This is a genomic window from Kribbella sp. NPDC004875 (assembly GCF_042873375.1).
Classification (GTDB): Bacteria; Actinomycetota; Actinomycetes; order Propionibacteriales; family Kribbellaceae; genus Kribbella.
On sequence record NZ_JBIALI010000002.1, the window covers coordinates 818,958 to 845,502 of the forward strand.

Genomic DNA, 26,545 nt, shown 5'->3' on the forward strand with positions numbered 1-26,545 from the left:
GGCGGCGCATCTCGCTGCACTGGGGCAAAGGGCACGATGCTCCGCATCGAACCCTTCGCCCCAGCACACCGAGCTACACCCCCGAGCACATGCTCGCGACTGCACAGGATCGGGAGGCATCTCCTAGTGGGCACTTCGCTGGTGGAGCTCCGCGTCCTGGACGGAGCCAACCTCTACTTCAGTCGTGCCGCGATCAAGCTGACGCTGGACGTGGCGGCGCTGGTGGACGCGCCCGCGCCGGCGGCGAAGGCGTACGCGCAGGCGATCGGGCTCGGTAGTACCCGGCCGGGGCGGATCGGGTCCGGATTCCGGCAGCGGTTCGCGATCCGCGTCGCGGGTCACGTCGTACGCCGGATCGCGCGCGAGGCGGGCATCGGGCGGATCGGCGTCCGGGTGCGCCCGGAGTCCGACGTACGGCGGCTCGTGGTCGCGTTCCCGTGGGCTCACGAGGGCCGGGCGCGGGCGCTCGGCGCGGCCATCGTCGAGGTGCTGGACGCGTTCGGTCCCGATCACCCGGCCGACCTGTCCGAGCTGTTCACGGCCGTGGGCGAGCGGGTGCGGGACGAGCCGCCCGGCAACCCGCCGCCGACGATCCGGCCGAAGGTCCCGGTCGTCGCGGTCACCGGCACGAACGGCAAGACCACGACGTCGCGGATGATCGCCCACATCGGCCGCGCCGCCGGCCTGCACGTCGGCTGGTCGAGTACCGACGGCGTCTACTTCGACGGCGAGCTGGTCAAGTACGGCGACTTCTCCGGTCCGAGTGGCGCGGGACAGGTGCTGTCCCAGCCCGGCATCCAGCTCGCGGTGACCGAGACCGCCCGGGGCGGGATCCTGCGCCGCGGCATCGGTATCGCGTACAACGACGTCTCGGTGGTCACCAACGTCACCGCGGACCACCTAGGCCTGGGCGGGATCGACACCGTCGACCAGCTCGCCGAGGTGAAGGCGGTCATCACCCAGATCACCCGCCCGCGCGGCTGGTGTGTGGTGAACGGCGACGACCCGCGGACGTTCGCCATGCGGCTCGGCTCGCCGGCCAAGTGCTGGGTGTTCTCGCGGGACCCCGACTCGCCGTCGATCCGCACCGTGCTGGACGAGGGCGGCCGGGCGACGACCGTGCTGGACGGGTTCGTCACCGTGCTCGACCAGGCCCGCGACCCGGAGCCGTTGCTCAAGGTGGTCGACGTCCCGATGACCCTGTCGGGCCTGTCGCACTACAACGTGGAGAACACGCTGGCCGCGGCGTCGGCGGCGCTCGGACTCGGGCTGCCGCGGGCGGCGGTGATCGAGGGGCTGAGCACGTTCGCACCGAACGAGAACAACCCCGGCCGGATGAACATGTACTCGCTGCGCGACTTCACCGTCGTCATCGACCTCGCGCACAACGAGGCCGGGCTGGAGGCGCTGCTCGAGATCATGAACGGCGTCCGGCCGGACGGCGGCCGGCTGATGCTGGCGCTCGGCTCGCCCGGTGACCGGGCCGACGACATGGTCGCGGCGCTCGGTGCGATGGGTGCCCGGGCGACCGACAAGATCGCGATCGGGCACAAGGACGAGTACCTGCGCGGCCGGCCGCCGGAGGAGCTCGAGGCGGTGTTCCGGGCGGGCGCCGCGTCGGTAGGCGTGGACGACGTACCGGCGTACCCGACCGAGCTGGCCGCGGCGCAGGCGCTGGCCGCGGAGGCGCGGGCCGGGGACGTGGTGGCGGTGATGTCTCTGCAGCATCGGGCGAGTCTTGACGCCTGGTTGCGGTCCGAGGGAGCTACTGTCGACACACCGGAGACCTTGAAGAGCAAGGTCGAGAGAGCCCAGCGCTAGCCCCGTCCGCCCACCGCACGGGCCGGTTGGGGCGGGAACGGGGTTGCGATGCGCTACCTGTGGTCGGTCCCGGCCGCGGTGGTCGCCTGGTTCGTGGGCGGCTTCTCCGCGACGTACCTGAAGGGGTTGCCGGAGGGTACGACGATGTTCGTGCCGCCCCGCGTCGACCTGGTGCTGCTCGGCGGGTTCGCGGGCGGCGTGCTGGCCGGCCTGTTGGTCGCGCGGGTTCGGATCGCGGTACCGCTGGTGCTGGTGGTCGCCGGGGGTCTGTGGTGGCTGAGCGGCAACTCGTTCTCCGACCGGAACCTGCTGATCACCTTGCTGGTGGCAAGCGCTCTCGGTGCGTTCTTCGGTGCCCTGGGCACCAGAAGCTCGGTGGTCGCCGCGTTCGCGCTGGCGCTGCCGGTGGCCTGGACGGCGCTCCGCCCCGCCGAGCAGCTGACCGAGTGGCGCTGGCTGTGGCAGCTCAACGGTCTGCTTGTCGGTGCCGGTCTCGCGCTGCTGCTGTACGTCGCCTGCTGGAAACGCGGGTGGCGCTCGGTCGGGTCGTGGATCCCGCTGGCCGGTTTCTACCTGGTGGCGTTCGGTGTCGTCGAGTCGGTCCGGCTGGTCAGCAACTCGTCCGGCAAGACCATGGACGCGGTCGGTGACGCGTCCACCGAGGCGTTCTTCCAGTCCTTCGAGCCGATGCTCCGCGAGTATTGGCCATGGCTGGTCGTCGGTGTACTGCTGGCGATCCCGATGACCGCGCTCAAGCTCCGCGCGCTCCCGCCACCGCCGCCCCCACCTGACCCGTACGCCGACCGTTCGAACGACGCCGTACTCTCCGACGACCTGGACTGGATCGACCAGGAGGACCCGCGCCGCCGGCTCTTCGCACGCAGGCAGGCGGCGTCAGCCGAGTAGCGGCTGGCCGAGCCAGCCGCCGGGCTGGAACCCTGGGGGCAGGGCGAAGACGGCGGAGCCGATCGTGGTGGTCCACTCGTTGAGAGCGTCGGCCGCGTCCAGTCGGGTCAGCAGCGGGAGGAACTGGCCGGAGACGCTCGCCTGGTGGCTCAGGAAGACCAGGCCGGACTCGCGGGTGGCGCCGCTGTCGTGGACGTAGTTGAGGCCCTTCCGGAAGATCCGGCGGCCGTCGTTCTCCGAGTGGTGCGACAGACGGGCGTGGGCGTTCTGGGCGATCACGGGACGGCCGTCGGCGTCGCGGGCCTCGAGGTCGAGTTCGTCGTGCTCGGCGGCGCCGGTGAGAGGTGCGCCGGTGGAGAGCTTGCGGCCGACGGCGCGTTCCTGTTCGGAGCGGGTCAGCTCGTCCCAGGTGTCGAGGTTCATCCGGATCCGGCGGACGACGAGCATCGTGCCGCCGCGGAACCAGTCGGGACCGTCGGCCGACCAGACGGTCTGGTCGAATTCCGGCGTACCGAAGGCGGGGTTGCCGGTGCCGTCGACCTGACCGAAGAGGTTGCGGCCGGTGACGGGTTTGCCGTCGGCGCCGGTACCGTCCCAGAAGCCGGTCTGGCGCCAGACCGGGGTGGCGAAGGGTTTCGCGTCCGCGATCAGCCGCCGTACGGCGTGTACGACGCTCACCGCGTCGTCGGCGCCGACCATGACGAGGAGGTCCCCGCCGGACCAGGCGGGTTGCAGCCGGTCGTGCCGCATGACCGGGAGATCGTCCAGGCCGACCGGCTTCTGGCCGGTCAGCGTGAACACCCGCGGGCCGAAGCCGACCGTCACGGTCAGGTTCTTGTTCGCCGCCGCCAACTCCGGAGCGGTGTCACCGGGGGCCGCCCGCCCGTCGGCCAGCGCGACGATGTCGCTGCTCCACAACCGCATCAACCGGCCGAGCCCGGCCCGATCCGTCCCGAGCTTGAACGCCACCAACTCGTTCGCGGCCGACGCCGGGCGGGCTATCCCGGCCTGGTGGTCGCCGTACGGCGAGATCGTCCGCGAAACGACCTGCTCCTGAGAGCTGCCGGTGCCCACAGCGACAACGACACCGCCACCTGCCGCCGCTCCGGCGGCCGCAGCCCCGGCGTACCCGAAGAACTGCCGGCGGCTGGTCACTTGCTCGTCGGGGTGGGGTGGTAGTGCTCTTCCTCCTCGGTGAATGCCTTCACCGGAACCTTCAGGTCATGCGTCGTGTTGTCGGAGAACTTGAGCGTCAGCGGTACTTCGTCACCGGGCGCGAGCGGCTGCTCGAGCGACATCAGCATGATGTGGTCGCCGCCGGGGGAGAGGTGGGTGTGCGAGCCGGCCGGCACCGTGATCCCGCCCGCCTTCTCGCGCATCACCATCTTCCCGCCCTGCATGGCCATCTCGTGCAGCTGCACCACGCCGGCGGCCGGAGAAGTTGCCGAGGTCAACTTCACGTCGGTGTCACCGGGATTGGTCAGGGACAGGAACGCGGCCGTCATCGTGGTGTCCTTCGCGCCGGTCGTCGCCCGCACCCAGGCGTCCTCGACCAGGATGCCTGGGGTCGTCGCGACCTCCTGCGTAGCCGGCTCGGGCTCCGCGGAGCCACAGGCGGACAGCAGGAACGGCAGGGCCGCGACGAGCGCGGCCGTCAGCAACTTCGTCTTCACGCAACGGGCAACGAGACTTGCCCTAGGCAAGTTCCCGGGCGGCCTCTTCTGTGATCTCTTCGTCGGGTTGGACGAAGTCGGGGTCGCCACCCTCGTCGCCCGACCGCGCCCCGGCCTGCGCCAGGTGCGACACCGACTCGAGCTCGGCCAGCACCTGCTGGTGCTGGTCGACGCAGAGCACGACGAGATCGCCCGGGTTCGACAGCTCCAGCGCGAACCGGACGGCGTCCAGCTCGTCGAGGACGACGTCCACCCGGCGGCACCGCGCGCCGTTGTCCATCGCGGCCTTCACACCGGCCACCACCAGCTCCGCCGACTCGCCGCGCCTGCGCCCCCGCAGACGGACGTCCTCGCGGGCGACGACCACGTCGAAGTGCTGCGCCGCGACCTCACCGAGTTCACGGATGTCGTCGTCCCGCCGGTCACCCGCGGTCGCGACCACACCGATCCGCGACGGCCGACCGACCTCCGACGAGGCGCTCAGGCTCTCGCCGATCCGGTCCACGAAGTCGCCGAGCATCCGCATCGCCGGCGCGTTGTGGCAGTAGTCGACGATCACGCTGCGACCGTCGACGTCGATCTCGTTCAACCGCCCGGGCGACAGATAGTACGACGTACTGAACGTCCGCAGGCCCTGACGGATGTCGTGCAGCGACGCACCGGCCGCGAACGCCGCCGCGGCGGCCGCCATCGCGTTCTGCACGTTCATCATCGCCCGCCCGCCGAACGTTGCCGGCAGCAAGTGCGTCCACGCGAGCTGCATCGACCGCCGCCCGTGCTTCACCACGATCATGTCGCCGAGGTCGGACCGCTCCAGGACGACCGCCCGCCCGCCGCGCCGGCAGTGCCCCTCGATGTAGTCACGGACCTCGCTGCCCGGCTCGGCCATGCTGAACCACACGACCTGTCCCGAACACTTCCGGCGCATCTTGCGCACCAGCGGGTCGTCGGCGTTCAGCACGGCGTACCCGGTCCGCGGCACCGCCTCGACCAGCACCGCCTTCACGTCGGCGAGTTGTTCGAGCGTCTCGATCCCGCGCAGGCCGAGGTGGTCGGGCTGCACGTTCAGGACCACGGCGACGTCGTTGCGCTCGTACCCGAGCCCCTCGCGCAGGATCCCGCCGCGGGCCACCTCGAACACCGCGAAGTCGACGCGCGGGTTCTGCAGCACCATCCGCGCGGACTTCGGCCCGGACGCGTCCTGGCGGATCACCAGCCGCTCGTCGATCACGATGCCGTCGGTCGAGGTCATCCCGACCTTGCGGCCGAGACCCTTGAACACGTGGCTGATCATCCGCGCGGTGGTGGTCTTGCCGTTCGTCCCGGTCACCGCGACGATCGGGATCCGGCTGGTCGCGCCCGGCGGGAACAGCATGTCCACGACCGGCTTCGCGATGTACTGCGGCTCGCCGATCGTCGGGTTGGTGTGCATCCGGAAGCCCGGTGCCGCGTTCACCTCGCAGATCGCGCCGCCGGTCTCGCGGACCGGCTGGGTGATGTCCGGGCAGATGAAGTCGATACCGGCGATGTCCAGCCCGATCATCCGGGCCGCCTCCTCGGCGATCTCGACGTTCTCCGGGTGCGCCTCCCAGGTCCGGTCGATGGAGATCCCACCGGTGGACATGTTGCCGGTGAGCGTCAGCTTCACCATCACGTCCTCCGGCGGTACGTCGTCCAGCTCGAACCCCTGGTCGCGGACCAGCTGCCGGGCCGCGTTGTTGATCGTGATCCGGGTCAGGATCTTCTCGTGACCGACACCGCGCCGCGGGTCGGCGTTGGTGATGTCGACGAGCTCGGCGACGGTGTGGATGCCGTCACCGACGACGTGCGCGGGCACGCGTTCGGCGATCGCCTCCATCCGGCCGTTGATGATCAGGCACCGGTAGTCCTTACCGGTGACGAAGTTCTCCACGATCACGAACCCGCGCCGGGACTGCTCGGCCGCGATCGGGAACGCCTCCCGGACCGCGTCCGCGTCCGGCAGGTTCAGGCAGACTCCGCGGCCGTGGTTGCCGTCGAGCGGCTTGCACACGATCGGGTAGCCGATCTTGTTCGCGACGGCGACCGCCTCGTCGACGGTGCGAACCGACTCCGACCGCGGCACCGGCAGCCCGGCCGACGCGAGCAGCCGGGTGGTGAGGTCCTTGTCGCTGGCGACGTCGACCGCGATCGACCCGGTCTCGGACGTCATCGTGGCCCGGATCCGCTTCGCGTGCACGCCCTGGCCGAGCTGCACCAGGCTGGCCTTGTTCAGCCGGATCCACGGGATGTCCCGGGACACCGCCTCGTCAACGATCGCCTGCGTCGACGGCCCGAACGCGGTCCGCTCGGCCTGCTTGATGAACTTCTCCAGCTCGGTGGTGAAATCGAACTGCGGGTCCGGCTGGACGAGGTGGTTCACGAACCGTACGGCGAGCTCACCCGCGGCGAGACCGACCGACTCGTCGGCGTACGCGTAGGTGATGTTGTAGACGCCGGGCGATCCCTTGACCTGGCGCGTCTTGCCGCGGCGCATGTCGTGGCCGGCCTCCTGCTGGAGTTGCAGCGCGACGTGCTCGGCGATGTGGCCGAGCCAGGTGCCTTCGTCCAGACGCTCGATGAACCCGCCGCGGCGGCCGCGCGAGCAGTGGTGCTGGTCGAGCCTGGGCAGGTCGGCGAGCAGCCGCTCGGTGAAGCCCGGAATCGTGTTCGAGGGGAAGTTCTCCAGCGAGCCGAGGTCGACGACCAGGTGGATCGCCGGGTCGTAGCTCCAGACGTTGGGGCCGCGGTAGACGCGGGTCTCGATGATCTTGAGGTCAGGGGAGGGCGTGCCGTGCGAGTCGGTCATCCGTAAGGGGTCACTGTCCTGGTTGCGTGCGGTCGGGGAGATCGGGGTCGGCGCCGGCCGTGATCGGCTCGGTCGCCTCCGGTCTGGATTCCCCGGCAGCGGCAGATCTATTCGTCTTGGTACGACGACCCTCCCGTCGCTTCCGCTCCGCGTAGTACCGCGGCGACACCCCTTCGGCCGCGATCTCCTTCGCGAGTTTCCGCAGGTCCGCCTCGGCGGCCGCCATCTCGGCGATCTCCGAGGCCGGCGGCTGCGGGCCGTACGACAGCAGCACCCGGTCCTGCAGGTCGAACGTCGCGGTGGCCGGCAGCACGTGCAGGACGACGCCGGACGCGAGGATCGGCTCCGACCGCTTGGCGTAGTGCGCGTTCGAGGTGATCCGGCTGCCGTCGAAGATCGTCACCGCGCCGCGGCCGACGACCTCCAGGTGACTGCCGCGGACGACGGCCGCGGTGTCCTCGTCCACACCGATCCCGAGCAGGCCGGGGGACTGCGCGACCAGCGACAGCAGGCGGCCGTAGCGGTTCCGCTGGGCGAAGTGCTGGTCGACGATCGCGCCCTGCACCAGGCCGAGACCGCCGGCCAGTTGGCTCATCCGCTGCCGCGGGGTCGCGCCGGTGCGGCCGAAGGCGATCATGTGTTCGGCGAGGATGCTGGCGCCGGCCGACGTACCGCCGACGGCGGCGCCACGCGCGTGCGCGGCGGTGACCGCGCGACCGAACGCCGTACCGGTGACGACACCGGCGAGCTTGAGCTGGTTGCCGCCGGTCATGAAGATGCCGGTCGCGTCGTTGAGCGGGGCGATGAAGGCCGGGTCGTCGGCGTCCTCCCGGTTCTCCGGGCGGACGCCGACCACGCTCTCGGCCCCGAGGGCGGCGAACAGCGCGCGGTACACGTCGATGACGTCGGGCCCGAGCGCGGAGGCCGTGGGGACGACCACGATCCGCGCCTTCGAGCCGCCGGCGGCGTCGACGAACTCCTGCAGCACCGTGCGCTTCTTCAGCTTGTCCTCGGCGCCACCGATCGCGAACAGGGCCCCCGGCCCACCCTGCAGTTCAGACATAAGCCGAAGGATAGGTGCTGGATGCCTCAGTGGCCGAACGTGAACCAGTTGAGGTTGACGTAGTCGGCCGGTTGGCCGCTGGTGAAGGTGAGGTAGACGTCGTGGGTTCCGGTGACCGCCGACAGGTTGGCGGGAACGGTGCGCCACGACTGCCAGCCGCCGGTGTTGCCGATCGCGAAGCTGCCGATCGGCGCGTTGCTCCGGCTGTCCAGCCGTACTTCGACCAACCCGCTGACTCCACCCGCGGCCCCGGACGCGACGCGGGCCACGAACTGCGTGGCCGGTGTACTGCCGAAGTTGATGCCGCGGTACAGCGCCCAGTCACCGTTGCCGACCTGCATCAGGTTCTGGCCGCCGCCGGTGTCGGTCGTGGTCTCCAGGCCCATGCCCGACTGCTGGCTGTACGACTCCGCCTGCACCGTGCTGTACGCCGAGGTGCCGCCCGGCGGGGGAGTCGTCGTACCTCCGCCCTTCGTCGACACCGCCACGTAGTCGACGACCATCGGGTGGTCCGGCACCGTCGACGCGCGCGGAGTCGGGCCGTTGAGCGCATCCGGGAAGGCGCCTCCGATCGCCAGGTTCAGCAGGACGAAGTACCCGGCGTGCGAGGTCATGTTCGACCACGTGTCGGCCGGGAACTGACTTTGGCTGAGGACGTGGAACTGCTGACCGTCGACGTACCACCGGAGCTGGTTCGGCGAGACCGACGTGTCCCACTCGAAGCGGTACGTGTGGAAACCGGACTGGCAGGTCGAGCCGGGACAAGCGCGGTTCGCGCCGAGGCCGGTGGTCTCGTTGCACGGGCCCCCGGGGTTCACGCCGCAGTGCAGCACGCCCCAGACCGAGTTGATCCCGTTGACGTTCTCCATGATGTCGAACTCGCCGATGCCCGGCCAGTTCCAGTAGTTGCCACGGTACGGCGAGCCGAGAGCCCAGAACGCGGGCCAGTAGCCGAGCGCGGCGTCACCGGTGACGTTCGGCATCTGGATGCGGCTCTCGATCGCCAGCACGCCACCGGCGGGCGGTTTGAAGTTGCCGCGCTGACTCTCGATCCGGGCCGACGTCCAGTTGCCGGCGCTGTCCCGGCGCGGCGTGATCTTCAGGTTGCCGGCGCCGTCGAGGGCGAGGTTGTTCGGGCTGCTGGTGTAGTTCTGGATCTCACCGGTACCCCAGTTCGCGGGGCCACCGGGGTAGCCGTGGCCGGTGTCGATGATCCAGTTGGAGCCCGACGGCAGGGTGCCGCTGGGCCCGTCGAAGTCGTCGCTCCACACCGTCGTCCACCCGGTAGCGGGCGGCGGCACGCTGGCGTACGCGAGCGGTACGACGGCCAGCAACGGCGCGAGCAGTGCGATCACAAAGGGGCGGGTACGCATGCCGCCAATGTGAGCGCTCTCATGGCATAGTGTCAACATCTCGTCACAGGCCGCTTGGTGACGACGACGGATCGTCGGGGCGCGGCGGGGTCAGGCCGGGTTGTCGGCGTCGGCCGCTTCCACTTCCTCGCGCGAGATGCCGAGGAGGTACAGGATCGTGTCGAGGTACGGGACGCTCAGGTGTGTGTCGGCGGCGGCCCGGACGACCGGCTTGGCGTTGAAGGCGACACCGAGGCCGGCGGCGGCCAGCATGTCGAGATCGTTCGCGCCGTCGCCGATCGCGACGGTCTGGCTGATCGGGGTCCCGGAACGCCGCGCGAACTCGCGGAGCGCGGTCGCCTTGCCGGCGCGGTCGACGATCTCGCCGACGACCCGGCCGGTGAGCTTCCCGTCGGCGATCTCGAGTTCGTTCGCCTTCGCGTAGTCGATCCCGAGGTCGGCGGCGAGCTTGCCGGTGATCTGGCTGAACCCGCCGCTGACGATCGCGAACTGGTACCCGAGCCGCTTCAGCGTCCGCACCAGGGTCCGCGCTCCGGGCGCGAGCTCGATCGCGGCGAACACCTCGTCGAGCGCGGTCGCCGGCAGTCCCTCGAGTGCCGCGACGCGGTGCCGCAGCGATTCGGCGAAGTCCAGTTCGCCACGCATCGCCTGCTCGGTGACCGCGGCGACCTCGTCCAGCCGGCCCGCGTGCGCGGCGAGCATCTCGATCACCTCGCCCTGGATCAGGGTCGAGTCGACGTCCATCACGATCAGCCGCTTCGCCCGCCGGTACAGGCCGCCGTCCTGGACGGCGACGTCGAGCTGCTGCCGGACGCCTTCCTGGGCGAGTACCTTGCGCAGTGCCTCCGGGTCCGCGCCCGAGACCGCGATCTCCATGGCAGTGACGGGGTACCGCGCCATGCGGCTGATCCGGTCGATGTTCGCGCCGGTGTCGGCGATCCGGCCGGCGATCGCGGCGAGGCCGGCGGCGGACAACGGGTGCCCGATCACCGTCACCTGGCTGCGTCCCTTGCGGCGCGGTTCGTTGTCGCCGACACCCTTCTTCACCGAGATGTCCACGTCGAGGACGTCGGCGAGCGCCCTCAGTTCGTCCTTCAGGTCCTTGTGATCGCGCGGCGCGGACAGCAGTACGCCGAGCACCAGCCGGCCCCGCAGGACGACCTGCTCGGCGTCGATCACTTCCAGCCCGCGCGTCGCGAGCGTGCCGAGCACCGCCGACGTCAGCCCCGGCCGGTCGGTCCCCGTCAACGTCACCAGCAGCGTCGGCCGCTCAGCCGCCGCGATCTCAACCTCACCGGGATCAGTCATCGCACCCCGAACGCTACCCAAATGAGACCCCGGCCCGCCCACTGGTCCATATCCAGGGCGCCTCGTCAGGCGTGGACCGGTGGTGCGCAGGCTGCGACCAGTGCTCGCCGGGCTGCGGCCGCGAGTTCGAGGAGGGCTCGGCGGCGGGCGTCGGCCTCGGCTCCGGTGACTGCGGCGCCGTCGTCCTCGAGGGCAGCGTCGGCGATCGCCAGGCAACGGCGGGCCGTCGCGGCGGCCTTCACGGCTCGCGGTTCGTAGCCCGGGGCAAGGTCGTCGCCGCGCCCCCGCCCGATCTTGCGAATGTCGATCAACGCGTCCGCGACCTCCGGCTTCCACCGCGCGACATCCAGTGCGGCGAGCGACTCGGCCGCATCGATCAGCGCCAGCCGCAACCCACGATCCGCCTCGCCGAAATCCGCCGGCATCGGGCTCGCGGCAGGCAACACGCTCCACTGCACCGCAGGACCGACGTACGACGGAACCAGCCCAACCTCGGGCCCGGTCAGTACGACGGCCTCACCCGTCTCGAGCGCCGCCTCGTTGAACGCCGGCGGCCCGGCCAACCCGATCGGGTCGCCGGGAACCGGCAGTGCGAGATGGGCCTGCGTCGTACCGGCGGCGCGCAACAGATTGAGCGCGACCGGAAGCGTGGCCGGCTCGGGATGACCGGCCAGGCCCGCGACGTGGTGACCGACGTCGTCACCGAGGATCTTCTGCGCGGCGGTGTCGGGATCACAGGCGCCGGTCAGCATCGCGTTCGTCCACACGGTGAACCGGAGCGAGGCGGAGGTCGTCAACACGCCCGCAAGTCTCTCACCACCCGGAGACAGGCCGCCGACGGCGACCCCTTAGGTTTTGCTGCATGACTGCAGTGGTGGAGCTGGCCGGCGCGACGGTCGTCCGTGGGGACGCGCGTCTGCTCGACGGGATCGACTGGACGATCGACGAGGCCGACCGGTGGGTGGTGATCGGGCCCAACGGTGCCGGCAAGACCACCCTGCTCCAGATCCTCGCGGCCCAACTGCACCCGACGTACGGCGTCGCCGGCCTGCTCGGTGAGGTGCTCGGCGCGGTCGACGTCTTCGAGCTCCGCCCCCGTATCGGACTCACCAGCGCCGCATTGGCCGACCGCCTGCCGAAGAGCGAGCGCGTCTCGGACGTGGTGGTTTCCGCGTCGTACGCCGTACTCGGCCGGTGGATCGAGGAGTACGACGAGCTCGACCACCAGCGTGCCGCCGCACTGCTCGGCGAGCTCGGGATCGCGCATCTGCAGGACCGTACGTTCGGCACGCTGTCCGAGGGGGAGCGCAAGCGCGTCCAGATCGCCCGCGCGCTGATGACCGACCCCGAACTGATGCTGATGGACGAGCCCGCCGCCGGCCTCGACCTCACCGGCCGCGAGCAGCTCGTCCGCTCCCTCAGCACGATCGCCACCGCCCCCGGCGCACCCGCGATGGTCCTCGTCACCCACCACGTCGAGGAGATCCCACCCGGCTTCACCCACGCCCTCCTCCTCAAACAAGGCCGAATCGTCGCCGCCGGCCCCATCCACGAGGCCCTCACCGCCACCACCCTCAGCGAAACCTTCGACCTCCCCCTCACCCTCACCCACCAAAACGCCCGCTACACAGCCCAAGCCCGCTAACCCCACCCCGGCTTCCCACCCGCGGTCTCCCCACCCCACCCCGGCTTCCCACCCGCGGTCTCCCCACCCCACCCCGCCCCGCCCCGCCCCTACTCCGCCTCGCGCGCCCGCCCCGCCCGCCCTCCCCGCCTCGCCCGCCCCGCCAGGCGCCCTCGCGTGTTGCCGTTTGAGGGGCCGGCCCCTCAAACGGTGGGGTGCGGACCCAGAATTTGCCTCCGCACCCCACCGTTTCAGGGGCCGGCCCCTGAAACGTCGGCGGATGCGGCGCGCTGGTGGCGTGCGCGGGTGGGGTGCGCGGGTGCGGTGGGAGGCGCGGTCGGGCGCGTCGGTCGGGTCCGCACCCCACCACCTCGGGGGCCGGCCCCTGAAACGTGACACGGACGGGGCGCGGCGGGGCGCGGCGGGGCGCGGCGGGGGCGGCTGGGGGAGCGGGGTGGGGGTGGGACGCGTCCAACGTCTGCTTGGAGCCCCTGACGTGGATAGGCTTGGGAAATGATGGATTGGCTGCGGGACAACATGTGGGCGGCGTGGTTGTCGATCGCCACCGTCCTCGGTCTGGCCGAACTGGCCTCGCTCGACTTCACGCTGCTGATGCTCGCGGCGGGCGCGCTGACGGCGGCGGGTGTGGCGGCGTTCTTCCCGGGACTGCTCTGGCTGCAGATCGTCGTCGGCCTGATCACCGCGGCCGCGATGCTGGCGGCGATCCGGCCGATGATCGTCCGCAAGATCCATCACGGCCAGGAGCTGAAGACCGGCTCCGCCCACGTGATCGGCCGCACCGGCACCGTGGTGAAGGAGATCCATCCCGACGGCGGCGGTTCGATCCGGCTCGGCGGCGAGCTGTGGACCGCCCGGCCGTACGACGAGATCTCGACGATCGCCCCGGGCACCCGGGTCGAGGTGATGCACATCGACGGCGCGACCGCGGTCGTGTACCCGGTCGCCGAACCGCTGCACCACCAGCTGGATCTGCCCGAACCGACGCCCGAACCGACCTCGGACCCGAAGCCGACCGATCCGCCGCAGAACTGATCGTGACCGGCGGTTGAGTGGTCCCCACTGCGCAGTAGTGTCGAAGGCGAGGGACAGCTGACGTAGCTGCTCGATCAGGCACCCGACGCGCCGGGAACCGGTACGGCGTCTGCCCCGTCGATACGGAAGACTGTCCGTCCCTGAGGGTCCGTTCGAGTGGAGGGTCAAAGTGACCGCGTTCCTCATAGTCCTGGCACTGGTCGCGCTGGTCGTGATCGTGACCTTGGTGAAGTCTGTCCGGGTGGTGCAGCAGCAGACCGTCGGGATCGTCGAACGGTTCGGGAAGTTCAAGACCGGGTTGCAGCCGGGTCTGAACCTGCTGACCCCGTTCGTCGACAAGGTCCGTTACACCATCGACATGCGCGAGCAGGTTGTCGCGTTCCCGCCGCAGGGCGTGATCACCGAGGACAACCTGATGGTGTCGATCGACTCGGTCATCTACTTCCAGGTGAACGACCCGGTCCGGGCGACGTACGAGATCTCGAACTACATCCAGGCGATCGAGCAGCTGACCATGACCACGCTGCGGAACATCATCGGCGGCATGGACCTGGAGCAGACGCTGACGTCGCGTGAGGAGATCAACGAGAAGCTCCGGTACGTGCTGGACGAGGCGACCGGCAAGTGGGGCATCCGGGTGAACCGGGTCGAGCTCCGGTCGATCGACCCGCCGCCGTCGATCCAGGACTCGATGGAGAAGCAGATGCGCGCGGACCGCGACAAGCGCGCCGCGATCCTCACCGCGGAAGGCATGCGGCAGTCGGCAGTGCTGTCGGCCGAGGGCCAGAAGCAGTCCGCGATCCTCACCGCCGAAGGTGACAAGCAGTCCCGCATCCTGCGCGCCGAGGCCGAGCGGCAGGCGCGGATCCTGAAGGCGCAGGGTGAGGCGCAGGCCATCACGACGGTCTTCAACGCGATCCACGCCGGCAAGCCGGACCAGGGTCTGCTCGCGTACCAGTACCTGCAGATGCTGCCGTCGATCGCCCAGGGCGACGCGAACAAGCTGTGGATCGTGCCGAGCGAGATCGGCGACGCACTCAAGGGTCTGGGCAGCGCGGTCGGCCAGGTGGCCGGCATCACCCAGAAGGCCGAAGGCACCTGGGAGGCCCCGGAGCTGCAGAACGGCGAGGTGCCGGAGCTCGACGCCGCCGGTGTCGGCAACGGTTCGGGTGGGGCCGCGGTGGCCGAGGCCGACAACGCCGTCCGCGAGGCGATCGCGGCCGCCGAGTCCGCCGCGGTGAACAGCCGCAGCCAGACCCCGCCGGCCACCCCGGCCGTCCCGCCGGCTCCCACGCAGGACCTGCCCCCGCAGGAGCCGCCGGCCGCCGAGCCCCCGCAACGCTGAGAATCACACCGGTACGCCGAGCAGCCGCGCGAGCCCCGCAACGCCGCGAAGCAACCCCCGAGTCGCAACGCCGACTCAGTTCCGCTGTGTGTTGTCGATTGACGACGGGTCGATCGCATACTGTCTTCTCAACGGACGGACCGGTGAGCGGGAACCGGGTCCGGGTGCGTAAAGTCAGTCAGCGATGACATGGTTCGAGGCGCTGTTCGTCCTGGTGGCGGGGATGGGCGCAGGCACGATCAACGCCGTGGTGGGGTCGGGCACGCTGCTCACGTTCCCCGCGCTGCTCGCTGTCGGCATCCCGCCGGTGCTCGCCAACGTCAGCAACACCGTCGGTCTCGCACCAGGTACGGCGGCGGGCGCGATCGGTTACCGCCGCGAGCTCGAGGGTCAGCGCGGCCGGATGGTGCGGCTGATCCCGGCGTCGCTGGCCGGCGGCATCGTCGGGGGAGTGCTGCTGCTGACCCTGCCCGATTCCGCCTTCCATGCCGTCGTACCGGTCCTGATCCTGCTCGGCTGCCTGCTCGTCGCGTTCCAGCCTTGGCTCTCGAAGTGGATCAGCGCACCGTCGCATCTGCACCGCGGCGCCTGGTGGGTGATCCCGGCGGTCTTCGCCACCGGTGTCTACGGCGGGTACTTCGGCGCCGCGCAGGGCGTCTTGTTGATGGCCATCCTCGGCCTCGGTCTGGACTCCAACCTGCAGCGGATGAACGGCCTGAAGAACGTCCTGGCGACGGTGGTGAACTCCGTCGCCGCGATCCTGTTCATCGTCGTCCACGACATCGACTGGCTCGCGGCCGCTCTGATCGCGGTCGGCTCCACGATCGGCGGCTTCATCGGCGCCCGCTACGGCCGCCGGCTGCCGCCTGTCGCCCTGCGTGCGCTGATCGTCTGCATCGGCATCCTCGCCATCGTCACGATGGTGTTCTGACCGCGAGGCCCGCAAGCAGCAGGTCGAGGCCGTAGTCGAACTGCTCGTCGCCGCCGGTCGTCCGGGCCAGCTCGGGCGCCAGTTCGACCACCGACGGGAACTCGCGCGCCGACAGCGACTCCATCGACGCCCGCAGGCGCCGCCACGCCTCGGGGTCGCGGCGCTCGGCCGCCATCTGGATCTCCCACGACGTCGACCCGAGCACATACGTGAACAGCGTCGTATGGGTCCGTGCTGCCGTCTCCGGGTCGAAGCCGGCAGCCCGCAGTACGCCGAGCAGCCCCTCGGCGACCCGCGCGGTCTCGTGCCCGCTGAGCGGCCGTCCCGCCAGCAGTTGTGCAAGGCAAGGGTGCTGCAACATCAGGAGCCGCAACGACCGGCACACAGCCCGTACCTGGTCCGGCCATGGTGCCTCGGACGGTACGGCAGGCAGTAGAGCCATCAGGTGGTCGCGCACAGCGTCGTACAGATCGTCCTTGTTCCGGAAGTACGTGTAGAGCGCCATCGGGCCGACGCCGAGCTCGGCGGCGACGCCGCGCAGGCTGAACGCGTCGGTGCCTTGCGCTTCCATCAGCTCCAGCGCGGTGCGCACGATCAGGTCGGCGCTCAGGGTGTTCCGCGGTGTCCGCGCCATGTGACCCAACTCCCTTCGACGATCCTAACGTACAGTGTATAGTACGGTGTATGCGAGCCATTCAGATCACCGAGTTCGGCGGACCCGAGGTCCTGAAGATCAGCGATGTCCCGGAGCCGGTCGCCGGCGACGGCCAGGTGCTGATCGCGGTCGACCGCGCGGGCATCAACTACGCGGACACCCACCAGGTCGAGAACAGCTATCTGTCCACGACGGAGCTGCCGCTGATCCCGGGTGGTGAGGTCGTCGGCCACACCGCGGACGGCCGCCGTGTCGTCGCGCTGGTCGGGTCCGGTGGGTACGCCGAGCAGGCCGTCGCGCACGCGCCGTACGCGTGGGACGTGCCGGAAGGCGTGACTGACGGTCAGGCGCTCGCTCTCGTATTGCAGGGCACCACCGCGTGGCACCTCCTGAAGACCTCCACCCATCTGCAGCCGGGCGAGTCAGTGCTCGTGCACGCCGGGGCCGGCGGTGTCGGCTCGCTCGCCGTACAGCTCGCCAAGCACTGGGGCGCCGGCCGCGTGATCGCGACCGCCTCCACCGAGGAGAAGCGCCGGCAGGTCCTGGAGCTCGGCGCCGACAGTGCGATCGACGGTACGCCGGAAGGCCTCAAGGACCGCATCCTCGCAGCGAACGGCGGCAAGCCCGTCGACATCGTGCTCGAGATGGTCGGCGGCCCGACGTTCGACGAGTCGTTCGCGGCGCTCGCGCGCTTCGGCCGGCTGGTCACCTTCGGCGCCGCGTCCCGCGAGCCGGCAGCGCCGATCGACCCGAGCCGCTTGATGAAGGGCTCGAAGACCGTCGCCGGCTTCTGGCTCGCCGACTGCTTCGCCAACCCGGCGCTGCTCGGCGGCCCGCTCGCCGAGCTGTTCGACCTGACCGCGAACGGCACGCTCCGCCCGATCGTCGGCGGCGAGTACGCGCTGTCCGAGGTCGCCACCGCCCACGAAGACATGCGAGCCCGCCGCACCGTCGGCAAGCTCGTCCTCGACCCCACCCGCTAGGAGACCAGCTATGACCATCGCTGTTGAGAAGGTTCTGTACACCGCCCGCGCGACCGCCGACGGCGGCCGGGACGGCAAGGTCGCCACGAGCGACGGCAAGCTCGACGTCGTGGTCGCCCCGCCGGCCGAGATGGGCGGCACCGGCAACGGCACCAACCCCGAGCAGTTGTTCGCGGCCGGTTACGCCGCCTGCTTCCACAGCGCGCTGAAGGTCGTGGCGCGGAAGGCCCGCCAGGACGTGGAGGGTTCGACAGTGACCGCTGAGGTCGGGATCGGCCCGATCAACGGCGGCGCCGGCTACGGCCTCGAGGTCGCACTGGTGGTCAGCCTGCCAGGCCTGGAGCGCGCGGTCGCCGAGGAGCTCGTCGCCAAGGCCCACGAGGTCTGCCCGTACTCGAACGCCACCCGCGGCAACATCAAGGTCGGCCTCGAGGTCGCCTGAGCCAGGAGGCTGGGGGAGCCTCAGAGCTGAGCGAGGGCCTCTTTCAGGAGGCCCTCGGTCGCGGACACCGGCGCCGCCGAGATTGTCAGCCCCTCCATGATCGCGACGTACTCGTCGACCTCTTCGAGCTTGTCCAGGTAGAGCGCACTCGCCGCGTGCTCGATGTAGACGATGTCCGGCAGATCGTCGTCCGGGAACCGCAGCAGGCTGAAGGCACCGCCCGCGCCGGCGTAACCGACGCTGCTGAACGGCATCACCTGCAGCGTGATGTTCGGCTGCTGCGACCACATCATCAGGTGCTCGATCTGCGCGCGCAGCACTCGCTTGCCGCCGACCGGGCGGTGCAGCACCGACTCGTCGATGACGACCCAGAGCCGCGCCGGGTTCGGCCGGGTGAGGATCTGCTGCCGGGTGACGCGCAGCTCGACCCGCTGGTCGACTTCCTGGTGCTCCAGGAACGCCTGCTTACCGAGCTGGACCATGGCCCGCGCGTACTCCTCGGTCTGCAGCAGGCCGGGGACGAACATCACCTCGTAGGTCCGGATCAGTGCCGCGGCGACCTCGAGGCCGACATAGTTCGCGAACCAGCTCGGCATCACGTCGCCGTAGCGGGACCACCAGCCCGGGTTGTTCGCGGCCCGGGCCAGCTCCATCAACCGGTCGCGCTCCGGGTCGTCGTTCATGCCGTAGAGCTCGAGCAGGTCGCTGACGTCGCGTTCCTTGAATCCGACGCGGCCGAGCTCCATCCGGCTGACCTTCGACTCCGACGCCCGGATCTGCCAGCCCGCGTCGGCACGGCTGATCCCGGCGGATTCACGCATCCGCCGCAACTGCCCACCGAGCATGATCCGGAGCGCGGTCGGCCCACCGTCGCCGCCACTCACCGTGCTCTGCTCACTCACCCTGATCCACGCCCAGCCACGCACCCATTTCAGCCCGGGATGCTACCGCCTGTCCACGGGTATCGCGCGATCGGCACTCCGGTGGGTGAGACGGCGCGGGTGCCTGGTCAGGTGTTTGACAAGGAAGCGAGCGTCCCGATCAACGCCCTGGATGCTCGCCGACGCGATCGCGTACTGGAAATCGAGCCCCAGGAAATACAACCCCGGGACGTCGGCCGACACGCCCCGCTCGTGCCGCGGACGGCCGTTCTCGTCGAACACCGGCAGGGCGATCCAGCTGTGGTCCGGATCCGAACCCGTGCACCACACCACCGATGTCACGTCGTCGAGTACGTCGCCCTCCGCGGTCACCGGCCGGCCCTCGCGGACACCCTCGATCCGCCCGATCCGTTCGATGCCCGCGGCCTGAAGATGCTCGAGTTTGTTGCGGGTCAACGGCAACCCGTTCCGTACGGCGTTGGCGATCGCCTTGCGGCCCATCGGCGTACGGCGGGTCAGCACGTACTTGAACAGGAACATCACGACCGGGGTGAACAGGTGGCCGACCGTCGAGTCGATGTCGACCGGTACCTGGCCGGGGTGGCGACCGGCGAGCAGCGTCTTGTGCGTGCGGACGGCTTCCAGTGCGATATCGGTTCCAGAGTTGGCCGCGCCAACGATCAGGACCGTCCCGTCCGCGAGCTGGTCCGGGTTCCGGTACTCCAGCGAGTGCAGTTGCCGGATCGACGGATCGAGCTGGCCGGCGAACGCGGGCCAACGCGCAACACCGTGCATCCCGGCCGCCACCACGACCTGGTCGGCGCGCCAGTCCCCAGCGGTCGTCTCCACCACGAACCCCTCGTCGTCCCGCGTCAGCCGCGTCACCCGTACGCCGGTCCGTACGGGCAGCTCGTGATGGGCGGCGTACTGCTCGAGGTAGTCGGCCATCTCCTCGCGGTCCGGGCAGTCCTTCGTGCCGATCCGCAACCCTGGAAGGCTGGCGTACCGCGGCATGCTGAACAGCCGCAGCGAGTCGTAACGTACGCGCCAGCAGTCGCCGATCCGCTCGTGCCCGTCGAGGATCACGAAGTCCGCACCGGCCTCTCGCAGGTAGTACCCGATCGCGAGCCCGGCCTGCCCGGCTCCGATCACCACAGTCCCGACCATGTCCATAACTCACAAGTTAGGACCCGGAACCGCGGTGGCACATCAACCGTTCACGCCGACCTTCGACCACACCGTGTGGTCAATTCTGCGTATTGACGCCGTGCCGCAGCGCCCACGCGGTCGCCGCGGATCGGCTGGCGACGTGCAGCTTCCCGAAGATGTTGCTGACGTGCCGGGCCACGGTCCGCTCACTGAGGAACAGTTCGTCGGCGATCGCCCGGTTGGTGGCGCCGGTCGCGAGCACCCGCAGTACCTCGACCTCCCGCGGCGTGAGCCCGGTGCCGTCGAAGGGCCGCGCGAGCTGGTCCAGCGCGGTCAGTTGCTCGATCGCACCGAGCCGTTCGAACACGGTCCGCGCGCCGTCGAGCTCCATCTGCTCGGCGTCGTGGTCACCGAGCGCGCGACAGGCCTGGCTCACCAGCAGTCGTGTCTGCGCGCCTTCGAACGGCATCTCGAGCCGCTGCCACAGCGTCCATGCCCGGCGTAACGACGGGATCGCACTCTGCGGATCACCACAGGCGATCCGCGCCGCACCCTCGCAGTACGCCGCCAAAGCCTGCAGGTACGGCGAATCCGCGCGCGCCAGCTCGTTCAGCTCGGCGGCCGCCTTGCGCGCCGTCTCGCGATCGCGCGAACGCACCGCGAGCTCGACGCGGGCCGCGAGCAGCAACGGCCGGTTCGCCGCCGGCGCGTCCTCGGCCAGCGCGCGTTCGAGGCCCGCGATCGCCACATCCACCCGGCCCTGCCACGCCCTGAGCAGCGCGAGCCCGGGCTGCACGTCCATCCCGTCGGCGGCCGCGGCGAGGTACGCACGCTCCGCCGCCTCGTACCGGCCACGCTGCCGCTCGACCTCCGCGAGCCGGTACCAGGCCAGGCCGACCGCGCCCGCCGACAATCGGCGGCACGCCTCCTGCGCAACATCGGCCGCGGCGGACCAGGCGCCGCGGAGCTGCAGGATCTGCGCGCGGTGCACCAGGCACGCGCCGCGGTAGGGGACGAGGCCGGACTGCTGGTCGCACCAGCCGGTGAGCGCCTTCGTCCACTCCTGGGCGCGCCGGAAGTCGTACAGGTTCATGCACAGGGCGATCACCGCGCAGTACGCCATTCCGGCGACCTCGGGGCCGACCTGGCTCGCGGTCACGTGCACCATCGCCTCGTCGAGCGCCTTGAGGGCCTCGGCGCCGCGGCCGAGCATCACGAGGCAGTTGCCACGGCCGAGCGCGGCCAGCACGATCGCGTCCGGCTCCTCCGCCCACCTGCTGTTCTGCTCGAACAAGGGCAGTGCGGCCGCGGCGTCGCCGGAGTTCATCAGCAACGCCGCGCCGGCCATCGCGACCAGCCCGGTGAGTTGCGGGCTGTCGTCCGGGATCAGCCGCTCGATCCGTGCCTGCCAGCCCGCCGCTCGCGCGAGCTCGCCGCGCTGCTGGAAGTGGAAGCCGAGCCAGAAGCCGCTCCGGATCGCCGCCACCACGTCACCCCGGGCGAGATGCTCGGTGTGCGCGCGCTCGCGGTACGTCGCGACCTCGTCGTCGTGACCGAGGACGAACGCGGCGACCGCGAGCCGGTCCAGGTCCGCGGGCGGCAGCGGGGCGCGCCGGTCGGCCGCCGTCAGCTCGGCGTACTCGGTCGGCCAGTCGTGCTGCTCCATCCGCGGTCCACTGCTCAGTGCTGCGCCAGGTCCAGCACCGTTGCACTCGGCAACTTGGCCAGCTCGGCGCCGTCCAGCAGCACCTTCGAGCCGCGGATGCCGCTGCCGATCACCACGAGACCAGCCTGGACGACCGCTTCGTCGACGAGCACCGGCCAGTCCGCGGGCAGGCCGATCGGCGTGATCCCGCCGTACTCCATGCCGGTCGTGCTGACCGCATCGTCCTGCGCGGCGAACGAGATCTTCCGTACGCCGAGGTGCTTGCGGATCACGCCGTTCACATCCGCGCGGTCGGTGGCGAGCACCAGCACCGCGGCGTACGACTCCTCGCCGGCGCGCTTGCCGAGCACGATCACGCAGTTGGCGGAGGCGGCCATCGGGACGTCGTACTCCGCGCAGAACGCCGCGGTGTCGGCCAGCTCCGCGTCGATCCCGGCCGCGTACGCCGGCAGCTCGCCGAGCGCGGCGCGCACCGGTGCCGCGAGCAGTTCGGGGACGTCGGCGGCCGGCTGCCAGTCGAGTTTGCCCAGCGCCGGCGCGGTCACTTCGGCTGCCCCACGAGGTCGGCGTACTCCGTGTGCTCCTCGAGGAAGCCCTGATAGAACGGGCAGGCCGGCTTCACCCGGAGCCCGAGGGCGCGCGCGTCGTCGAGGGACTTCGTGGCAATCGTCCCGGCCACACCACGGCCGCGGAAGTCCGGCAGCGTCTCGGCGTGCAGGAAGCTGATGACACCCGGGTGCAGCCGGTAGTCGACGAAGCCCATCAGAGTGCCGTCCGCATCGTGCGCCTCGTAGCGGCTCCGCTCCTTGGCGTCCACCACGGTGATCTCGTTCTCCATGCCGCAACTCTAGTCATCGTGACCCAGGGTTTGGAGATCGTCACGGTGGGGGTACCGGCGCGGAGGGCGGTTCCACAGGCACGGGCCGGGAGGAGCGGGAATGAGTGAGCACGCGTTGGAGCACGGCAAGGCGTTGCCGAGTCTGGTACCGGCCCGGATGGACCGCTTGCCGTGGACCCGGTTCCACTGGATGATCGTCGTCGGTCTGGGCGTCTCCTGGATCCTCGACGGCCTCGAGATCCAGCTGGTCTCGCTGGTCGGGAACGTGCTCAAGGAGCCCGAGACGCTGCACCTGACCACCTCCGAGGTCGGCTTGATGGCGTCGGTCTACCTGGCCGGTGAGGTGGTCGGCGCGCTGGTGTTCGGGCGGCTCACCGACCGGCTCGGACGCCGTAGCCTGTTCATCGTCACGCTGCTGATCTACCTGATCGCGTCCGGCGCCGCCGGTCTGTCCTGGGACCTCGGCTCGCTGCTGGTGTTCCGATTCATCGCCGGTATGGGCATCGGCGGTGAGTACGCCGCGATCAACTCCGCGATCGACGAACTGATCCCGTCCCGGTACCGCGGCCGCGTCGACATCGGCGTGAACGGTACCTACTGGGGTGGCGCGCTGATCGGTTCCGCGGTCGGTCTGGTGTTCCTCAACAAGGACATCATCCCGATCGAGTGGGGCTGGCGGCTGTGCTTCCTGATCGGCCCGGTGATGGGACTGTTCATCATCTACCTGCGCCGGCACATCCCGGAGAGCCCGCGCTGGCTGATGACGCACGGCCGGGTCGAGGAGGCCGAGCGCACCGTCGACGACATCGAGGCGACCGTCCGGCGTCAGGGCGGCGAGCTGCGCGAGGTCACCGACGACGAGGCGATCGAGGTCGTCGACTATCCGCCGGTGACATACCGCGAGATCGCCCGCGTGATGCTGCGCGACTACCGCAGCCGCTCGTTCCTCGGCTTCTCGATGATGGTCACCCAGGCGTTCCTCTACAACGCGATCTTCTTCACCTACGCACTGGTCCTGAAGTCGTACTTCGGTCTGAACGACTCCAGTGTCGCGCTCTACTTCTTCCCGTTCGCGATCGGCAACCTGGCCGGTCCGCTGCTGCTGGGTCACCTCTTCGACACCATCGGCCGGCGGAAGATGATCTTCGGCACCTATGCGCTGGCGGCCGTGGTGCTGTTCATCACCGCGTTGCTGTTCAACGCCGGCGTACTGAACGCGGCCTCGCTGACCGGGCTGTGGTGCGTGGTGTTCTTCTTCGCCTCGGCCGGCGCGTCGTCGGCGTACCTGACGGTGAGCGAGATCTTCCCGATCGAGCTCCGTGGCCAGGCGATCTCGTTCTTCTTCGCGATCTCACAGCTGACCGGTGGTGTGATCGCGCCGTTCCTGTTCGCCTCGCTGATCGGCACCGGCGACAACCCGCCGCGTGGGCCGCTGACGGCCGGTTACATCGTCGGCGCGGCCGTGATGCTGGCCGGCGGGCTGATCGCCTGGTTCTTCGGCGTCGACGCCGAGGGCAAGTCGCTGGAGAACATCGCGACGCCGTTGTCCGCGAAGACCGGCGCCACCCGCTTCCAGGGCCCGACGCCCCGGATCCCGAGCACCGACCGGCGCTCCGGCCGGCACTCCGACCAGGAACCCTAAGATGTCCGGGTGGGTTCGCTGCTGATTGCCGGTACGACGTCCGACGCCGGGAAGACGACCGTCGTCACGGGGCTGTGCCGGTGGCTGGCGCGGCAGGGTGTGCGAGTGGCGCCGTACAAGGCACAGAACATGTCGAACAACTCGATGGTCTGCGCGGACGGCACCGAGATCGGCCGCGCGCAGTGGATCCAGGCCGTTGCCGCGCGCGCCGAACCCGAGGCCGCGATGAACCCGGTGCTGCTCAAACCGGGCAGCGACCGGCGCAGTCACGTGGTACTGATGGGCCGGCCCTGGGGCGAGCTGACCGCGCGCGGTTTCCTGACGGAGCGGGCCGAGCTCGCCAAGGCGGCGTTCGCGGCGTACGACGATCTCGCCTCGAGATACGACGTGGTGATCAGCGAGGGTGCGGGCAGTCCGGCCGAGATCAACCTGCGGCAGTCCGACTACGTGAACATGGGTCTCGCGCAGCACACCAAGGCGCCGGTGGTCGTGGTCGGGGACATCGACCGCGGGGGAGTCTTCGCGTCGATGTTCGGCACGGTCGCCTTGCTCGACGCCGCCGACCAGGCCCTGATCAGCGGGTTCCTGGTGAACAAGTTCCGCGGTGACGCGTCGCTCCTGCAGCCGGGGATCGACATGCTCACCGCCGTCGCCGGCCGGCCGACGTACGGCGTCCTGCCCTGGCTGCCCGACCTTTGGCTCGACTCCGAGGACGCGCTCGACATCCCGGTACGGCGTACTTCGCCGGGCGACCTGTTGACGATCGCGGTCGTGCGATTCCCGCGGATCAGCAACTTCACCGACCTCGACGCGCTCGCGGTCGAGCCGACGAACAGCGTGTTCTTCACGACCAGCCCGGCCGAGGTCCGCGACGCCGACCTGGTGGTGCTCCCCGGCTCGCGCGCGACCGGCTCGGACCTGGACTGGCTCCGCTCGCTCGGCCTCGCCGACGCGGTGGCGGCACGGGTCGCTGCGGGACGTCCCGTCCTCGGCATCTGCGGCGGCTACCAGATGCTCGGCGCGACGATCGCCGATCCGCACGGGGTGGAAGGTGGCGGCGACCGCAACGGCCTGGGGTTGTTGCCAGTCGCAACGACCTTCGCCCGGGAGAAGACGCTGGCCCGGCCGGCGCCGACGGCGTACGAGATCCACCACGGCGTGGTCGACGTGGTCGGGGACCCGGACGAGTTCCCCGGTGGCTGCCGGATCGGCAGCACCTGGGGCACGATCTGGCACGGGTTGCTCGACGACGACAGTGCGCGGCACGCGTTCCTCACCGAGGTTGCCGCGCAGACCGGCAAGCCGGCGCCCGACGGTTCGGTCTCGTTCGCCGGCCTCCGCGAGGCGCGTCTGGACCGCCTCGCGGACCTGATCGAGGAGTACGCCGACACCAAGGCGCTGCTGCGGTTGATCGAGGACGGCGCGCCATCGGTTCCCTTCGTGCCACCGGGGGCCCCGCGTGGATGACTTCGAGCGGATGCGGGGACGGTTGTTCGGCATCGCCTATCGGATGACGGGTACGGCGACCGACGCCGAGGAGATCCTGCAGGACGCCTGGTTGCGGTGGCAGGACGCCGGCCGGGACGCGGTGCGGGACCCGGACGCGTATCTGGCGAAGGTCGTCACGAACCTTTCGATCAAGGCACTGACGTCGGCGCGGGCACGGCGGGAGACGTACGTCGGGGAATGGCTGCCCGAGCCCGTGCTGACCGGGCGGGCCGAGTTCGACGCGCTCGGTCCGCTGGAGATCGTGACCGAGCGGGAGTCGGTGTCGTTCGCGTTGCTGCTCCTGCTCGAACGGCTGACGCCGGCCGAGCGGGCGGCGTACGTGCTGCACGAGGCATTCGCGTACGGGTACCGCGACGTGGCGGCGCTCATCGGGACGTCGGAGGCGAACGCGCGGCAGTTGGCGTCGCGGGCGGGGAAGAAGCTCGCGGGGGAGCCGCGACAGGAGCAACCGGTCGACCGGGCCGGGTGGCGCACGCTGGTCGAGCGATTCCTCGCAGCCGCACGGCTGGGCGAAGTCGAGGAGCTCGAGAAGCTGCTGGCCGCCGACGTGATGTCGCGGGCCGACAGCGGTGGCAAGGTGTCCGCGGCGCGTAACGTGGTGATCGGTCGCGACCGGGTCGCCAGGTATGTGATCGGCGCGCTGCAGCGGTTCGGCGCCGGCATCGAGGCATACCTCGCGGAGGCGAACGGCGAGCCGGCCCTGGTTGCCGTCGGCCCCGATGGCGTGGTCGCGATCTGCTTCATCGGCACAGGGCCGGATGGCGTAACCGACCTGCAGTTCGTGATGAACCCGGACAAGCTGGCGTTCGCTGCCACCCAGCTGTCGAAGCTCGCCTCCGAAACCTGACTTGACGAC

General features: G+C 70.2%; 24 protein-coding genes. 11 read left to right on the forward strand and 13 right to left on the reverse strand.

Annotated features, from left to right (window positions below):
* Nucleotides 1-126 precede the first annotated feature (126 nt).
* Together ACFYRH_RS14935 and ACFYRH_RS14940 are read left to right on the forward strand one after the other, a co-directional pair.
* On the forward strand, nt 127-1,821 hold the full coding sequence (locus tag ACFYRH_RS14935) for a Mur ligase family protein (RefSeq protein ID WP_387773930.1): 1,695 nt from the start codon (nt 127-129) through the stop codon (nt 1,819-1,821).
* Between the two features lie 48 nt (nt 1,822-1,869).
* On the forward strand, nt 1,870-2,727 hold the full coding sequence (locus ACFYRH_RS14940) for a hypothetical protein (RefSeq protein WP_387773933.1): 858 nt from the start codon (nt 1,870-1,872) through the stop codon (nt 2,725-2,727).
* On the opposite strand, the gene ACFYRH_RS14945 is transcribed toward ACFYRH_RS14940, so the two are convergent.
* The 7 genes from ACFYRH_RS14945 to ACFYRH_RS14975 form a co-directional block, all read right to left on the reverse strand.
* Nucleotides 2,716-3,882, reverse strand: a complete 1,167-nt coding sequence (locus tag ACFYRH_RS14945) for a Dyp-type peroxidase (RefSeq protein ID WP_387773936.1) — start codon at nt 3,880-3,882, stop codon at nt 2,716-2,718. The genes ACFYRH_RS14940 and ACFYRH_RS14945 overlap by 12 nt on opposite strands.
* On the reverse strand, nt 3,879-4,400 hold the full coding sequence (locus ACFYRH_RS14950; RefSeq protein ID WP_387773939.1) for a copper chaperone PCu(A)C: 522 nt from the start codon (nt 4,398-4,400) through the stop codon (nt 3,879-3,881). Before ACFYRH_RS14950 ends, ACFYRH_RS14945 begins: the two co-directional genes overlap by 4 nt.
* A 22-nt stretch (nt 4,401-4,422) precedes the next feature.
* A complete protein-coding gene (gene cphA / locus ACFYRH_RS14955) occupies nt 4,423-7,227 on the reverse strand; it encodes a cyanophycin synthetase (protein WP_387773942.1) in 2,805 nt (934 codons plus the stop codon).
* A gap of 10 nt (nt 7,228-7,237) precedes the next feature.
* Nucleotides 7,238-8,290: a cyanophycinase gene (locus tag ACFYRH_RS14960; protein ID WP_387773945.1), complete on the reverse strand. Its 1,053-nt coding sequence runs from the start codon at nt 8,288-8,290 to the stop codon at nt 7,238-7,240.
* Between the two features lie 26 nt (nt 8,291-8,316).
* Complete coding sequence (locus tag ACFYRH_RS14965) at nt 8,317-9,663, reverse strand: glycoside hydrolase family 16 protein (RefSeq protein WP_387773948.1); 1,347 nt, start codon at nt 9,661-9,663, stop codon at nt 8,317-8,319.
* A 90-nt stretch (nt 9,664-9,753) separates the two neighbouring features.
* Nucleotides 9,754-10,971: a phosphoserine phosphatase SerB gene (serB, locus tag ACFYRH_RS14970; RefSeq protein ID WP_387773951.1), complete on the reverse strand. Its 1,218-nt coding sequence runs from the start codon at nt 10,969-10,971 to the stop codon at nt 9,754-9,756.
* 65 nt (nt 10,972-11,036) lie between these two features.
* On the reverse strand, nt 11,037-11,771 hold the full coding sequence (locus tag ACFYRH_RS14975) for a hypothetical protein (protein WP_387773954.1): 735 nt from the start codon (nt 11,769-11,771) through the stop codon (nt 11,037-11,039).
* A 62-nt stretch (nt 11,772-11,833) separates the two neighbouring features.
* On the opposite strand from ACFYRH_RS14975, the gene ACFYRH_RS14980 reads away from it, so the two are divergent.
* The 4 genes from ACFYRH_RS14980 to ACFYRH_RS14995 all read left to right on the forward strand — a co-directional run bounded on the left by ACFYRH_RS14980 (nt 11,834) and on the right by ACFYRH_RS14995 (nt 15,924).
* Nucleotides 11,834-12,616 (forward strand): ABC transporter ATP-binding protein, encoded by a 783-nt coding sequence (locus tag ACFYRH_RS14980; RefSeq protein ID WP_387773957.1) that lies wholly within the window; start codon nt 11,834-11,836, stop codon nt 12,614-12,616.
* Between the two features lie 492 nt (nt 12,617-13,108).
* On the forward strand, nt 13,109-13,648 hold the full coding sequence (locus ACFYRH_RS14985; RefSeq protein WP_387773960.1) for an NfeD family protein: 540 nt from the start codon (nt 13,109-13,111) through the stop codon (nt 13,646-13,648).
* Between the two features lie 169 nt (nt 13,649-13,817).
* Nucleotides 13,818-14,993 carry an SPFH domain-containing protein gene (locus ACFYRH_RS14990; RefSeq protein ID WP_387773963.1) on the forward strand — a complete coding sequence of 392 codons (1,176 nt, stop codon included), beginning with the start codon at nt 13,818-13,820 and terminating at the stop codon, nt 14,991-14,993.
* Nucleotides 14,994-15,177: 184 nt separating this feature from the next.
* The gene (locus tag ACFYRH_RS14995; protein WP_387773966.1) at nt 15,178-15,924 is read left to right on the forward strand and encodes a sulfite exporter TauE/SafE family protein; all 747 of its coding nucleotides are present in this window, start codon (nt 15,178-15,180) and stop codon (nt 15,922-15,924) included.
* On the opposite strand, the gene ACFYRH_RS15000 is transcribed toward ACFYRH_RS14995, so the two are convergent.
* Nucleotides 15,908-16,558: a TetR/AcrR family transcriptional regulator gene (locus tag ACFYRH_RS15000; RefSeq protein WP_387773969.1), complete on the reverse strand. Its 651-nt coding sequence runs from the start codon at nt 16,556-16,558 to the stop codon at nt 15,908-15,910. The genes ACFYRH_RS14995 and ACFYRH_RS15000 overlap by 17 nt on opposite strands.
* Before the next feature lie 50 nt (nt 16,559-16,608).
* Between ACFYRH_RS15000 and ACFYRH_RS15005 the strand changes: the two genes are divergently transcribed.
* A complete protein-coding gene (locus tag ACFYRH_RS15005) occupies nt 16,609-17,562 on the forward strand; it encodes a zinc-binding alcohol dehydrogenase family protein (protein WP_387773971.1) in 954 nt (317 codons plus the stop codon).
* A 10-nt stretch (nt 17,563-17,572) separates the two neighbouring features.
* A complete protein-coding gene (locus tag ACFYRH_RS15010; protein WP_387773974.1) occupies nt 17,573-18,004 on the forward strand; it encodes an organic hydroperoxide resistance protein in 432 nt (143 codons plus the stop codon).
* Nucleotides 18,005-18,024: 20 nt separating this feature from the next.
* On the opposite strand, the gene ACFYRH_RS15015 is transcribed toward ACFYRH_RS15010, so the two are convergent.
* From ACFYRH_RS15015 to ACFYRH_RS15035, 5 genes are all read right to left on the reverse strand, one after another.
* On the reverse strand, nt 18,025-18,849 hold the full coding sequence (locus ACFYRH_RS15015) for a helix-turn-helix domain-containing protein (RefSeq protein ID WP_387775288.1): 825 nt from the start codon (nt 18,847-18,849) through the stop codon (nt 18,025-18,027).
* Between the two features lie 99 nt (nt 18,850-18,948).
* On the reverse strand, nt 18,949-20,058 hold the full coding sequence (locus ACFYRH_RS15020; RefSeq protein ID WP_387773977.1) for a flavin-containing monooxygenase: 1,110 nt from the start codon (nt 20,056-20,058) through the stop codon (nt 18,949-18,951).
* A gap of 73 nt (nt 20,059-20,131) precedes the next feature.
* Nucleotides 20,132-21,700, reverse strand: a complete 1,569-nt coding sequence (locus tag ACFYRH_RS15025; RefSeq protein ID WP_387773980.1) for a LuxR C-terminal-related transcriptional regulator — start codon at nt 21,698-21,700, stop codon at nt 20,132-20,134.
* Between the two features lie 14 nt (nt 21,701-21,714).
* Complete coding sequence (locus ACFYRH_RS15030) at nt 21,715-22,245, reverse strand: YbaK/EbsC family protein (RefSeq protein ID WP_387773983.1); 531 nt, start codon at nt 22,243-22,245, stop codon at nt 21,715-21,717.
* Nucleotides 22,242-22,538: a GNAT family N-acetyltransferase gene (locus ACFYRH_RS15035; RefSeq protein WP_387773985.1), complete on the reverse strand. Its 297-nt coding sequence runs from the start codon at nt 22,536-22,538 to the stop codon at nt 22,242-22,244. Before ACFYRH_RS15035 ends, ACFYRH_RS15030 begins: the two co-directional genes overlap by 4 nt.
* Nucleotides 22,539-22,638: 100 nt before the next feature.
* On the opposite strand from ACFYRH_RS15035, the gene ACFYRH_RS15040 reads away from it, so the two are divergent.
* Genes ACFYRH_RS15040 through sigJ form a run of 3 tightly spaced genes read left to right on the forward strand, consistent with a single transcriptional unit; the run spans nt 22,639 to nt 26,536 of the window.
* Nucleotides 22,639-24,180 (forward strand): MFS transporter, encoded by a 1,542-nt coding sequence (locus ACFYRH_RS15040; RefSeq protein ID WP_387773987.1) that lies wholly within the window; start codon nt 22,639-22,641, stop codon nt 24,178-24,180.
* 9 nt (nt 24,181-24,189) lie between these two features.
* Nucleotides 24,190-25,647, forward strand: coding sequence for a cobyric acid synthase (locus tag ACFYRH_RS15045; protein WP_387773989.1), 1,458 nt, complete (start codon nt 24,190-24,192; stop codon nt 25,645-25,647).
* Complete coding sequence (gene sigJ, locus ACFYRH_RS15050) at nt 25,640-26,536, forward strand: RNA polymerase sigma factor SigJ (protein WP_387773991.1); 897 nt, start codon at nt 25,640-25,642, stop codon at nt 26,534-26,536. Before ACFYRH_RS15045 ends, sigJ begins: the two co-directional genes overlap by 8 nt.
* Nucleotides 26,537-26,545: the final 9 nt, after the last annotated feature.